9 protein-coding genes and 1 other RNA gene are annotated in these 12,985 nt (G+C 62.2%); 7 read left to right on the top strand and 3 right to left on the bottom strand.

The annotated features are described in order from the left end of the window. Nucleotide 1 precedes the first annotated feature (1 nt). From smc to ACOZJV_RS10270, 6 genes are all read left to right on the top strand, one after another. A complete protein-coding gene (gene smc, locus ACOZJV_RS10295; RefSeq protein WP_421547531.1) occupies nt 2-3,490 on the top strand; it encodes a chromosome segregation protein SMC in 3,489 nt (1,162 codons plus the stop codon). Between the two features lie 246 nt (nt 3,491-3,736). Then, nucleotides 3,737-4,579: a cell division protein ZipA gene (gene zipA, locus ACOZJV_RS10290; RefSeq protein WP_020300378.1), complete on the top strand. Its 843-nt coding sequence runs from the start codon at nt 3,737-3,739 to the stop codon at nt 4,577-4,579. 133 nt (nt 4,580-4,712) lie between these two features. Beyond that, nucleotides 4,713-7,079, top strand: a complete 2,367-nt coding sequence (gene ligA, locus ACOZJV_RS10285; protein ID WP_421547530.1) for an NAD-dependent DNA ligase LigA — start codon at nt 4,713-4,715, stop codon at nt 7,077-7,079. A gap of 105 nt (nt 7,080-7,184) precedes the next feature. Beyond that, nucleotides 7,185-8,351 (top strand): zinc-binding metallopeptidase family protein, encoded by a 1,167-nt coding sequence (locus ACOZJV_RS10280; protein WP_078471168.1) that lies wholly within the window; start codon nt 7,185-7,187, stop codon nt 8,349-8,351. Between the two features lie 251 nt (nt 8,352-8,602). Next, nucleotides 8,603-8,699: signal recognition particle sRNA small type (gene ffs, locus ACOZJV_RS10275), an RNA gene on the top strand. 276 nt (nt 8,700-8,975) lie between these two features. Beyond that, nucleotides 8,976-9,566 carry a hypothetical protein gene (locus ACOZJV_RS10270; protein ID WP_421547606.1) on the top strand — a complete coding sequence of 197 codons (591 nt, stop codon included), beginning with the start codon at nt 8,976-8,978 and terminating at the stop codon, nt 9,564-9,566. 68 nt (nt 9,567-9,634) lie between these two features. Here ACOZJV_RS10270 and ACOZJV_RS10265 read toward each other — a convergent pair whose 3' ends face one another. Then, the gene (locus ACOZJV_RS10265; RefSeq protein ID WP_421547529.1) at nt 9,635-10,528 is read right to left on the bottom strand and encodes a DUF2167 domain-containing protein; all 894 of its coding nucleotides are present in this window, start codon (nt 10,526-10,528) and stop codon (nt 9,635-9,637) included. 117 nt (nt 10,529-10,645) lie between these two features. After that, the gene (locus ACOZJV_RS10260) at nt 10,646-11,512 is read right to left on the bottom strand and encodes a LysR family transcriptional regulator (RefSeq protein WP_078471170.1); all 867 of its coding nucleotides are present in this window, start codon (nt 11,510-11,512) and stop codon (nt 10,646-10,648) included. 102 nt (nt 11,513-11,614) lie between these two features. Between ACOZJV_RS10260 and ACOZJV_RS10255 the strand changes: the two genes are divergently transcribed. Further along, nucleotides 11,615-12,547, top strand: a complete 933-nt coding sequence (locus ACOZJV_RS10255; RefSeq protein ID WP_421547528.1) for a DMT family transporter — start codon at nt 11,615-11,617, stop codon at nt 12,545-12,547. On the opposite strand, the gene ACOZJV_RS10250 is transcribed toward ACOZJV_RS10255, so the two are convergent. Continuing rightward, nucleotides 12,519-12,890, bottom strand: a complete 372-nt coding sequence (locus ACOZJV_RS10250) for a VOC family protein (protein ID WP_078471171.1) — start codon at nt 12,888-12,890, stop codon at nt 12,519-12,521. The two genes, ACOZJV_RS10255 and ACOZJV_RS10250, sit on opposite strands and share 29 nt — an antisense overlap. Between the last annotated feature and the right edge of the window lie 95 nt (nt 12,891-12,985).

The raw sequence follows: 12,985 nt of genomic DNA, 5'->3' as shown, positions 1-12,985 counted from the left end.
CGTGCGGCTCAAGTGCATCAAGCTGGCCGGGTTCAAGTCCTTCGTCGACCCGACGACCGTCAACTTCCCCAGTAACATGGCAGCGGTAGTCGGGCCCAATGGCTGCGGCAAGTCGAACATCATCGACGCCGTACGCTGGGTGATGGGCGAAAGCTCGGCCAAGAATTTGCGCGGCGAGTCGATGACCGACGTCATCTTCAACGGCTCCACCAGCCGTAAACCGGTGAGCCAGGCGAGTATCGAGCTGGTGTTCGACAACTCCGACGGCACCCTGGTCGGCGAGTACGCGGCCTATGCGGAAATCTCCATTCGTCGCAAAGTGACCCGCGACAGCCAGAACAGCTATTTCCTCAACGGCACCAAATGCCGGCGCCGTGACATCACCGATATTTTCCTCGGCACCGGCCTGGGGCCGCGCAGCTACTCGATCATCGAGCAGGGCATGATCTCCAAGCTGATCGAAGCCAAGCCCGAGGACCTGCGCAATTTTATCGAAGAAGCGGCCGGCATCTCCAAGTACAAGGAGCGCCGGCGCGAGACCGAGAATCGCATCCGCCGCACCCACGAGAACCTGGCGCGCCTGACCGACCTGCGCGAAGAGCTCGAACGCCAGCTCGAACGCTTGCATCGCCAGGCCCAGGCGGCGGAAAAGTACCAGGAATACAAGGGTGAGGAGCGTCAGCTCAAGGCCCAGCTTTCGGCGTTGCGCTGGCAGGCCTTGCATGAGCAGGTGGCCCAGCGCGAGTCGATCATCGGCAACCAGGAAATCAGCTTCGAAGCCCTGGTGGCGGAACAGCGCAATGCCGATGCGGCCATCGAACGCCTGCGCGACGGGCACCATGATCTGTCCGAGCGCTTCAATCTGGTGCAGGGGCGCTTCTATTCGGTCGGCGGCGATATCGCCCGGGTCGAGCAGAGCATCCAGCATGGTCAGCAGCGGCTGCGCCAGTTGCAGGATGATTTGCGCGAGGCCGAGCGTGCGCGCCTGGAAACCGAATCGCACCTGGGCCATGACCGCACCTTGCTCGCGACGTTGGGCGAAGAGCTGGACATGCTCGAGCCCGAGCAGGAAGTCACCAGCGCCGCCGCCGAAGAAGCCGCCGCAGCCCTGGAAGACGCCGAAACCACCATGCACGGCTGGCAAGAACTGTGGGACAACTTCAACCTGAGCTCTGCCGAGCCGCAGCGCCAGGCCGAAGTTCAGCAATCGCGTATCCAGCAGCTCGAAGGCAGCATGGAGCGCCTGGCCGAACGGCAGCGGCGTCTGGTCGAGGAGCGGGCATTGCTCGCCGCCGACCCGGAAGACGCTGCGATCCGCGAATTGAATGAAGAACTCGCCGCCAGCGAGGCGACCCTGGAAGACCTGCAGGCCAGCGAAGAGTCCCAGGTCGAGCGCCTGGAGCAGTTACGCCAGGAGTTGCAGCAAGCGACCCAGGCCCAGCAGCAGGCCCAGGGTGAATTGCAGCGTCTCAACGGTCGTCTGGCTTCCCTGGAGGCGCTGCAACAGGCCGCCCTGGATCCGGGCACCGGCACCGCACAATGGCTGCGCGAGCAAAACCTGGCCGAGCGCCCGCGCCTGGCCGAGGGCCTGAAGGTCGACCCGGGTTGGGAGCTGGCGGTGGAAACCGTGCTGGGCGCTGACCTGCAAGCGGTGCTGGTGGATGACTTTGCCGGCTTCGATCTGGCGGGCTTTCATCAGGGCGATCTGCGCCTGCTGCAACTGGCGGGCGATGGTGTGCGGATTGCCGGCAGTCTGCTGGACAAGGTGGAGGCACAGGTCGATCTGTCGCCCTGGTTGGGGCAGGTCAAGCCGGTGGAAAGCCTGGAGCAGGCCCTGGCCTTGCGTGGCCAGCTGGCAGCCGGAGAAAGCCTGATCAGTCGCGATGGCTTCTGGGTTGGGCGGCACTTTTTAAGGGTGCGCCGGGCCAGCGAAGCGGAAAGCGGGATGCTCGCGCGCAACCAGGAAATCCAGCAGTTGGGCCTTGAGCGCGATGAGCGTGAAGCCGCGGTCGAGGCCCTGGAAAGCCAGTTATTGAACTTGCGGGCCCAGCAACGCCAGCAGGAAAACGGCCGCGAGCACCTGCGCCGTTTGCTGCAGGACGAAGCCCGCCAGCAGGGCGAGTTGAAAGCCAAGCTCTCCGCCGGCAAGGCCAAGGTCGAACAGTTGGCCCTGCGCCGCACCCGCCTCGACGAGGAAGTGAGCGAGCTGGGCGAGCAGCGCGCCCTGGAGCACGAACAAGTGGGCGAGGCCCGCCTGCAATTGCAGGAAGCCCTCGACAGCATGGCCCTGGATACCGAGCAGCGTGAACTGCTGCTGGCCCAGCGTGACAGCTTGCGCGAGCGCCTCGATCGGGTGCGCCAGGAGGCCCGTCAACATAAGGATCACGCCCATCAACTGGCAGTGCGCCTGGGCTCGCTCAAGGCCCAGCACGACTCCACGCGCCAGGCGTTGGAGCGCCTGGAGCTGCAATCCGAGCGCCTCACCGAAAAGCGCGAGCAACTGAGCCTCAACCTGGAAGAGGGCGAAGCGCCACTGGAAGAGCTGCGCCTGAAACTCGAAGAGTTGCTGGAAAAGCGCATGACGGTGGACGTCGAGCTCAAGACCGCGCAGATCGCTCTGGAAGACGCCGATCGCGAGCTGCGTGACGCCGAGAAGCGCCGCACCCAGGCCGAACAGCAATCCCAGTTGATCCGCGGGCAGCTCGAACAGCAGCGCATGGAATGGCAAGCCCTGACCGTGCGCCGCAAGACACTGCAGGATCAGTTGCTGGAAGATGGCTACGACCTGCAAGGCGTGTTGGCCACCCTCACCGGTGAGGCCAACGAGAAAGACGCCGAAGAAGAACTTGAACGCATTGCCGCGCGGATCCAGCGCCTGGGCGCCATCAACCTCGCGGCCATTGATGAATACCAGCAACAGTCCGAGCGTAAACGTTATCTGGATGCCCAGAACGCCGATCTGGTGGAAGCGCTCGACACTCTGGAAAACGTGATTCGCAAGATCGACAAAGAAACCCGTAACCGCTTCAAAGATACCTTTGATCAGATTAACTCGGGTTTACAGGCACTCTTTCCAAAAGTTTTCGGCGGTGGCAGCGCATATTTGGAACTGACGGGCGAAGATCTACTCGATACAGGGGTAACGATCATGGCGCGTCCGCCGGGCAAGAAGAACAGCACCATTCATTTGCTCTCCGGTGGTGAAAAGGCGTTGACCGCATTGGCCCTCGTATTTGCCATCTTCAAGTTGAATCCGGCGCCGTTCTGCATGCTCGACGAAGTTGACGCGCCGCTGGATGACGCTAACGTTGGACGCTATGCACGCTTGGTCAAGGAGATGTCGCAGACGGTGCAGTTCATCTATATCACCCACAATAAGATCGCCATGGAAATGGCCGATCAATTAATGGGGGTAACGATGCACGAGCCCGGTTGTTCGCGCCTGGTAGCAGTGGATGTCGAGGAGGCGATGGCGATGGTGGACGCCTGAGTCGTGATTGACCCGGGCAGTTGGGGCGGCAAGTAACAGCGTTTTAGCCACTCATACTGCTGGCCAATCAACATAATGGCGCTAGCCATTGCGACAGACGGTGTAAAGTTATCTTTGGTCGTGCTAGTTTAATGTCAATTTTTCGTATGCGTGGGCAAAACGCCATTCAGAACATAGAGTTGGCGCCACGTTTTAAAGCGGTTTGCCCCTTATTTTTCAGCATTTTTTATAGAGGCACGGGATTACATGGAAATCGGTCTGCGCGAGTGGCTGATCGTCATCGGCATTATTGTCATTGCCGGTATTCTTTTCGATGGCTGGCGCCGTATGCGCGGCGGCAAGGGAAAGTTGAAGTTCCGTCTGGATCGAAGCCTGTCCAACCTGCCGGACGAGGACACCAGTGCCGAACTGTTGGGCCCGCCACGGGTGCTGGATACCCATAAGGAACCGCAACTCGACGAGCATGACTTGCCGTCGGTGAGCATGCCTGCCCGTGAGCCCCGCGAGTCGGGTTCCAAGCGCGGCAAGCGTGGCAACGAGCCCCATCAGGGTGACCTCAACCTGGACCTGGACAGCGGTCCGAGCTTCAGCAGCCGTGACGATGATTTCCCGGACGAAAACAAAGTTTCCAGCCACGTCGACAAGGACCAGCCGCAGGCCGAAGAAGTACTGGTGATCAGCGTGATCTGCCGCGACTCCGTGGGCTTCAAGGGGCCGGCCCTGTTGCAGAACATTCTGGAAAGTGGCCTGCGCTTTGGCGAGATGGATATTTTCCACCGCCACGAAAGCATGGCCGGTAACGGCGAAGTACTGTTCTCCATGGCCAACGCGGTCAAGCCGGGTGTATTCGATCTCGACGATATCGACCACTTCAGTACGCCGGCCGTGAGTTTCTTCCTCGGTTTGCCAGGCCCGCGTCACCCGAAGCAAGCCTTCGACGTGATGGTGGCGGCGGCGCGCAAGCTGTCCCAGGAACTCAATGGCGAACTCAAGGACGACCAGCGCAGCGTGCTGACCGCCCAGACGATCGAACACTACCGTCAACGCATCGTCGAATTCGAACGTCGCGCCCTGACTCAAAAGCGCTAAGCGCTTGCTCGCCGGCCTGCCGGTTGCCGCCGATCGATCAGGATCGCGCAGGCACCGGTTGCCCGGCGATGCTTCTGGAACCATCTTCAGATCGAGCAGCCTAGGCTGCTCTTTTGCTTTGTGAGAGAACATCATGACCGCCGCCGAAACCCGCATTCTTGAGCTGCGCGCTGAGCTGGATCAGCACAATTATCGCTACCACGTACTCGACGAGCCGAGCATCCCGGACGCCGAGTACGATCGGTTGTTCCACGAGCTCAAGGCCCTGGAAGCCGAGCATCCTGAACTGGTGACCAGCGATTCGCCGACCCAGCGTGTCGGCAGCGCGGCGCTCTCGGCGTTCACCCAGGTGCGCCATGAAATCCCCATGCTCAGCCTCGGCAACGCCTTCGAAGAAGTCGACATGCGCGAGTTCGATCGTCGGGTCACCGAAGGCCTGGATCTGCCGGTAGGCGATCTGTTCGGCGCCGGGGCGGCGGTTGAGTACAGCTGTGAGCCCAAACTCGATGGCCTGGCGGTCAGCCTGCTGTATCAGGATGGCGTGCTGGTGCGCGGCGCGACACGCGGCGATGGCACCACCGGCGAAGATATCAGCGTCAATGTGCGTACGGTGCGCAATATCCCGCTCAAGTTGCAGGGCAGTGGCTGGCCGCCGACCCTGGAGGTGCGCGGTGAGGTCTTTATGTCCAAGGCCGGCTTCGAGCGCCTGAATGCCACGCAGTTGGAAATCGGCGGCAAGACCTTCGCCAACCCGCGTAACGCGGCGGCAGGCAGCTTGCGTCAGCTGGACTCGAAAATCACCGCCAGCCGCCCGCTGGAGTTCTGCTGCTACGGTATCGGCCAGGTCACGGCCGACATTGCCGACAGCCATATCGGCAACCTGCAGCAACTGAAGCAGTGGGGCATGCCGATCAGCCGCGAGCTGAAACTGGCCAAGGGCATCGACGAGTGCCTGGACTACTACCGCGATATCGGTGAGCGCCGCAACGCGTTGCCCTATGAGATCGATGGCGTGGTGTTCAAGGTCAACAGCATTGCCGCGCAGCGCGAGTTGGGTTTCCGAGCCCGCGAGCCGCGCTGGGCGATTGCCCATAAATTCCCGGCCATGGAAGAGCTCACTGAACTGCTCGACGTGGAATTCCAGGTCGGCCGTACCGGGGCAGTCACGCCGGTGGCGCGTTTGAAGCCGGTCAAGGTCGCCGGAGTCACCGTGTCCAACGCCACCTTGCACAACATGGACGAAGTGGCACGCCTGGGGCTGATGATCGGCGATACCGTGATCATTCGTCGGGCAGGCGATGTGATCCCGCAGGTGGTGCAAGTGGTCACCGAGCGTCGGCCGGAAAACGCCCGGCCGGTGCAGATTCCCGAGAACTGTCCGGTGTGCGGCTCCCATGTCGAGCGCACCCAGTTGGTCAAGCGCAGCAAGGGGCGCGAGACCGTCAGCGAAGGCGCGGTGTATCGCTGTGTCGGGCGCCTGGCCTGTGGTGCCCAGTTGAAGCAGGCGATCATTCACTTTGTTTCGCGACGGGCCATGGACATCGAGGGCCTGGGGGACAAGACCATCGAGCAACTGGTGGACGAGAAGCTCATTGGCTCGCCGGCTGACCTGTACAAGCTCAAGTACGACCAGATCATCGACCTTGAAGGCTTTGCCGAGGTGTCCAGCAACAAGCTGCTCAAGGCCATCGAAGACAGCAAGACCCCAACCCTGGCGCGTTTTATCTATGCCTTGGGGATCCCGGACGTGGGCGAGGAGACGGCCAAGGTCCTGGCGCGGTCCCTGGCGTCTTTGGAGCGGGTCCAGCAGGCCTTGCCCGAAGTCTTGACCTACCTGCCGGACGTTGGCCTGGAAGTGGCTCACGAGATTCACAGCTTCTTTGAAGACAGTCACAACCAGGAGGTGATCGGCGCCTTGCTGGACCCGCAACAGTGCGGGCTGGTGCTGCAGGATCAGGGCGAGCTGGGCGCCGACTTTGCCGCCAGCACCACCCTGGAAGGCATGCTCGACAAGCTGCATATCCCTTCGGTGGGGCCGGGCGCGGCGCAGAAACTGGCCGACAAGTTCGGCACCTTGCAGGCGGTGGTGGCGGCTGACTGGCTCGATATGCGCCAGGCCCTGCCGGAGAAGCAGGCCAAAGCGGTGCGCGACTTCTTCGATATCGAGAGCAACGCTCAGCGGGCACTGGCCATCGAGGCGCAGTTAAAGGCGTTCGGCATGCATTGGCAGAGCGAGAAAAGGGTCGTCGAAGGCTTGCCGCTGGCGGGCCAGACCTGGGTGCTCACCGGCTCCCTGGAGTTGATGAGCCGCGACGTGGCCAAGGACAAGCTGGAAAGCCTGGGCGCCAAGGTGGCCGGATCCGTGTCGGCGAAAACCTACTGTGTGGTGGCGGGCCCCGGCGCCGGTTCGAAACTGGCCAAGGCCAATGAACTGGGGCTGAAAGTGTTGGACGAAGAAGCGTTCGTCAGCTTTCTTTCCGGGCACGGCATCACGGTCTGATCGGCGGCGGGCAATCGCGACCACCTGCCGATTAATCGAACGAATCTTGGAACCCCTGAAGCTTGCCCATGATCTAGTCTTGGCAAGCCTCAGGGAGGGATCGTCATGTACCGTTTTTTCGAGCAGCTCAGTTCTCGCATCGCCGCGCCATTCATGGCCGGGCAGAGTCGCAACAGCAAAGTCTGGCAGTGCCGCTGCGGGCAATCGCTGTTCTTTCGCAACAGCCAGTGCCTGGCCTGTTCCGCCGCCCTGGGTTACCAGCCGGAGCAGAGCCGCCTGACGTCCTTGCAGCCAGGTTTTGAGGTCGATACCTGGACGCTCGATGCCGACCCGCCGGCGGGGTTGTTTCGTCGTTGCGCCAACCTTGATACCCCGGCGGCCTGCAACTGGCTGCTGCCGGCCTATGGCGCGGGCACCCTGTGCATTGCCTGCAGCCTCAATCGGACCATTCCTGACCTGTCGGTAGCCGAGAACCCCGAGCGGTGGCGCAAGGTGGAGATCGCCAAGCGGCGTCTGGTCGCGCAGTTGGTCAGCCTGGGTCTGCAGGTCATCCCGAAAACCCAGGATGAGGACTGCGGCCTGGCGTTCGATTTCGTCGGTGTCGACCTTGAAGGCAAGGCCCCCACCACCGGCCATGCCAACGGCCTGATCACCCTGGACATCAAAGAGGCCGACGATGCGCACCGGGAGAAGGTTCGGGTGCAGATGCGCGAGCCGTACCGGACCTTGCTCGGGCATTTTCGCCACGAGGTGGGGCATTACTACTGGGACCGCCTGATCGCCAACAGCCATTGGCTGGAGCCGTTTCGCGGCCTGTTTGGCGACGAGCGGGCCAGTTATGCCGAGGCGCTGGAGCGTCACTATCAACAAGGTGCGCCGCTGGACTGGCAGCAGAACTGCGTCAGTGCCTACGCCACCATGCACCCTTGGGAGGATTGGGCGGAAACCTGGGCCCATTACCTGCACATGATGGACGCGGTCGACACCGCCCTCGGTTTTGGCATGAGTGCGCGGGAGATGGATTTCGATTACCAGCCGTTTCCCTTGAGCACCTTGTATGACCCCGAACACCCGGGCGGGCCGGCCTTCCTCTCGTTCGTCAACGCCTGGATCGAGTTGGCCGGCATGCTCAATGAGTTGTCGCGCAGCATGGGCCAGCCGGACTTCTACCCCTTCGTCCTGCCGCCGGCGGTGATTGCCAAGCTGCACTTCATTCACCTGGTCATCCAGCAGGAAGGCGGCAAGGCCGACGACGTCCTGGCCCTGGACTAACACCGCTGCTGAAGACCGGGTGGGGCGGCCCAGCCTTCCAGGCTCCCCGACCAGCCCCATGCCGTATCAGCAACCCGTCCCCGGGATTCGGCGCAACACCTTGCCACAACGCCCGCCCGCAGCGTGCCTGCTCCTGCGACAAGTACTTGAAGCCCATCATATTTTTTAATCTGCATGCAGCGGTTGTAACTTCGACTCAGATAGGTACAATGGCGCGGCTCGCCGTCAGGTGAGCGTCGTTATGGTGACCCCATCGGTCCCCCCGCAACGATTACCCGTGAACCTGGTCAGAGCCGGAAGGCAGCAGCCACAGCGGGAACATTGTGTGCCGGGGTGTGGCTGGTGGGGTTGCCTCCATAACGCTTACTCGTTGATGTTCTTCAACGAGTCTTTTCTCGAATCACTCCCCCTTTTTTGAATACCATGCTTCAGGCTTATCGTGCTTGCGGTTTAATTTCGCCTGCCTTGGGCGCAGGGGAATCTGCATTCGCAATGCGGTGCTGATGACGGGCATGAAGTACAAGGACGTTGTCGCCATGGCTTATAGCAGGCGCATTGAAAATGCCGACACGGCACTCAAAGGGAAAAAATAACGTGGCGATTCGACGTTCTACCTGGCTGGTCCTGACCGCTTCGGTCTTCAACCTGTACCTGGGGGATGCTGCGCTGGCGGCGACATCAACCCTGCAATCGGGCAAATACGAAGCCTTGATGCTGGCGGTAACCCCGGAACATCAGGTCGAGGGTTACTACTCCGAACAGATGGGGGAGGGCGTGAGCCGCAGTTGCACCTTTTACCTGCAAGGTAAGGTTGAGGCGGGGCGCAAGGCAGCGCTGGTCACCTGGCTTGATGTCAGCTACCCCGGCAGCCTTGAAGCCACCGCCACGGGCGTGAGCCTGACCATCGGCAAAGGCCAGCAGCACCCGGGTTGCATCAGTGTGATGACGCCGGAGATCGCCACCGGCCTGGAGTTGACCCAGACCGCCAGCAAGCAGTGGGTCGGCCTGGTCACCGTGACCGCCGACAAGGCGTACCTGCAAAAGGCCCCTGACGCCAAGGCCGGGCATCGCGCCTATCTCGTCAAGGACGATGTGGTCGGGGTGTTGGGCTTCAACAAGGGGTGGGCGCAGGTTGAGTTCATCAACGATCAGGACCGATCGTTCAGCGGCTGGATCAGCCAGGACCAATACGCGAAGTTGACGCCGAAGCAGTAAGGCGTTTATCCGCTAGGGCCTAGGGATTGGGCAGGCATCGCCCCCGCAGTACGGGGGCGATTTTTGGCTCAGGATTTCTTCTTGAACAGTTTGCGGATCAGCACGCCAAGGCCGACCAGACCAAGCACAATGAATTTCTTGCCCGCCAGGAGCAGTACGCCGAGTTTGGCGAACAGCCCGGCCTTGCTCGCGATACCGCCGGCGACCAGGGCTGCCAGGCCGTAGGAGGCCAGTTTGTCGGTGCCCGGGTTGTAGTCGGCGTAGCGGTTGCCTTCAGTGAAGTTGGTGGAGGCCAGCACCTTCGGCATCTCGCGCTTGATGGTCGGCAAGTCGGCCATGGCCGCCACCGCGTTGAGCTCCAGCACGCCCTCGCGGCCCAGCACGCGGATGCTGTAGTTCAGGGTGCTGTCCTTGGCTTCTTCGGCCTTGAGTTCGCGGGCCCAGTACATCTTGTGCGATTGCGCGTCATAGCGCGGCTGTTCGGCCCAACCCAGCAGGTAGAGAGCGCCGTAGCCCTGTTCCTTGCGTTGTTTGTTGTCTTCTTCGTCTTCGGCCTGCATTTGCTTGAGCAGGTCGTTGTAGTCGATTTTTGCCGCGTCTTCGTCGGAGATATGCCCGTCGTCGTTGTAGCTGATGATCACGCCCCAGCCTTCGGCTGCCAGGGGGCTGACGTTGCTCGGGACGATCATGCCCAGGTTGCTGAAGCCGGGCGGGTTGCCCCAGCCTTCGGTGAGGAGCTTTTCGGTGTCGGTGGGGTTGAGGTAGTAGAACTCTTTACTCAGGTCGAGGCGGGCAATGTCACCAGGCAGTTTGATGCTGCCGTGCTGCGGCGAGAGTGATGCCAGGAATTGCTCCGGGGTCACCTGGTCGGCGTCGCTGCTGTCGGCAGGGGCGGCGGCGTTGGCGCTGAATGGCACGGCATAGAGGGTCAGTGCGGCCAGGAGGAGGCGCAGGTATTTCATCGTATTCCCTTACATCTTGTGACAAAAAGACGCGCAGGATACCGGCAGCGTTGGGGGCAGCTCAATCGGATTTTTCCGTTTTGCGCCAGTACGGCAGGGCGTTGCGGCGGTTTTGAATCAGCCTTGAAGCTGCTCCTGCAGCAGGTGCGCAAAGGCGTCACGTGCCGTGTGGCGCTGGACTTCCTGGTGCCAGACAAAGCGATTCTCCACCGGCTGCAATTCGGCAAAGCGATAGATCTGCAAGCTTGCGGACTGGGCGTATCGCTCCAGTACGCCCTCGGGCACCAGGGCCATGCCTGCACCCGCACTGACGCAGCCGATGATGGTGCCCCAGCTGGCGTAGCCGGTGATCGACGCCTGGACCCCGTTGGCGCCCAGCCAGTCTTCCAGGGCGCGGCGATAGGGGCAGCCGCTGGGCCACATGAACAGGGTCTGGCCGTGCAGATCGCGGGCACTGAGGATCGGTGCGGCGCAGGCATGGGTGATCAGCACCAATGGCTCGCTGTAGAGCGTGGTGCGCTGCAATTTGGCGGGCAGTGCGTCGGTGGCGACCAGGGCGCCATCGAGCCGATGGTGCTGCAGCTCGTCAAACAGCTGGGACCAGGTGCCGGTCACCAGCTCCAGAGTGACGTGGGGATAACGGCGATGGTATTCGGCGAGCAGCGGCGGCAGGCGGCCTCCGGCGCAGGATTCGATTGCGCCGATGCGCAGGCTGCCACGGGGGCTGGCGTTGTGGTCGACGGCGCGCTTGGCTTCGTCCACCAGCGCCAGGATGCGTTCGCTGTAGCCGAGGAATATTTCCCCGGCCGGGCTGATTTTCAAGCCGCGGCCGGCACGGATGAACAGTGCGGTGCCCAGTTCGCTCTCCAGCTGCTTGATCCGGGTGGTGATGTTGGAGGGCACGCAATGCAATTGCAGGGCGGCACGGGCGATGCTGCCGGTGCGCGCTACCGCTCTTACCATGTTTAGTTGGGCCAGTTCCATCGTTCACTTCCAGTGAGGTCTGGGCTCAGTATCCATCAATTGTGGTGAGGTGTGCAGGGCGCGAGACTGAGGTTCTTTCCTCGGCTACCCGGACTTCATCCCTTGAACATTTCCCCCATATTGAAAACGGTCCTGGCCGGCGCCTTCGTCATTCTGTGCTGGGCCTATTCCCCGGTGGGTATCCACATCGGGCTCGAGGGCTATGGGCCGGGGCACCTGGCGCTGCTGCGCTTTGTCATCGCGTCGGTGTTCATGGCCGGGGTGGCCCTGGTGATGAAGATCTCCCTGCCACGCTGGCGCGATCTGCCGTGGCTGCTGGTGTTGGGATTCTTCGCGATTGCCTTGCATCACGTCAGCCTCAATTACGGCCAGCAAGGGGTCAGTGCCGGTGTGGCGAGTGTGTTGGCGCAGTCGGCGCCGATCTTCAGCACGCTGATCGCGTTTTTCTGGTTGAAGGAGCCAGTCAGCGGCTGGCGCTGGTTTTGCGTGGGGCTCGGGCTGTTCGGGGCGCTGCTGGTGATGGGCGCCGATCGTGGGTTGGCCGGGATTGAGCCCAGGGGACTGCTGATTTTGCTGGCGGCGTTTTCCTGGGGGGTGTATTTCGTTTTGCAGCGTCGTTACTCGGGGCATTACGGGGTGCTGACCACGGTGTGCTACATGGTCTGGTCCGGCACTCTGTTGCTGACTGTGTATGCACCGGGCCTGGCCCAGGCCGTGGTGCAGGCAACCTGGCGGGTGAACCTCGCGGTACTGGTGCTGGGGCTGTTTCCCAGTGCATTGGCTTACCTGGCGTGGGCCTATGTGCTGGCGCGCACCGAAGTCAGTCGGGCGGCGATTGCGATGTACCTGATTCCACCGCTGGCGATGCTGCTGGCGTCGCTGGTGTTGCACGAACCGTTGCGACCCGAAGTGCTGCTGGGGGCCTGCGTAGTGTTGGGCAGTGTACTGGCGATGCAGTTGGAGGGGCGTTGGCGCAAGGGCAGGGGCGCGCCAGCAGCGGGGCAGATCAGTCGAGGGTCAGCGCAAAGACCCTGAGCCGGTGCCCGTCCGGATCGACGGCGACAAAGGTGTAGCCAAAATCCAGGGCGATGGGGGCGAGGAGGATGGGCTGGCCCAGTTCGCTCCAGCGCTGATGCAGGCGGTCGACCTCGGCCAGGCTGTCCACCGCAAGGCCCAATTCGGCCGCCCCCGGGAGTGCCTGGGGCGAAGGCTCTACGGTGTGCCTGGACCACAGCCCGAGCTTGAGACCCGAATCCAGGATGAACAGGGCGAAGGTCGGCGACAGCTCCACGGGCGGCTTGTCCAGCAGGCGGCTGTAGAAGTGGGCGCTGGTGGCCGGGCTGTCGACGTAAAGCAGAAGGTAGGTGTGGGTCATCATGCGACTCCGATTTCCGTGCTGGGTGGCTGAACAGAGGCCACCAGCTTAAGTGGCGCAGCTGTCAGTTCCTGTCAGGAGTCGTGGTTAAAAAAACC

It is taken from the genome of Pseudomonas sp. QD4 (assembly GCF_049199125.1).
GTDB lineage: Bacteria > Pseudomonadota > Gammaproteobacteria > Pseudomonadales > Pseudomonadaceae > Aquipseudomonas.
This window is presented reverse-complemented; position numbering and strand designations above follow the sequence as displayed.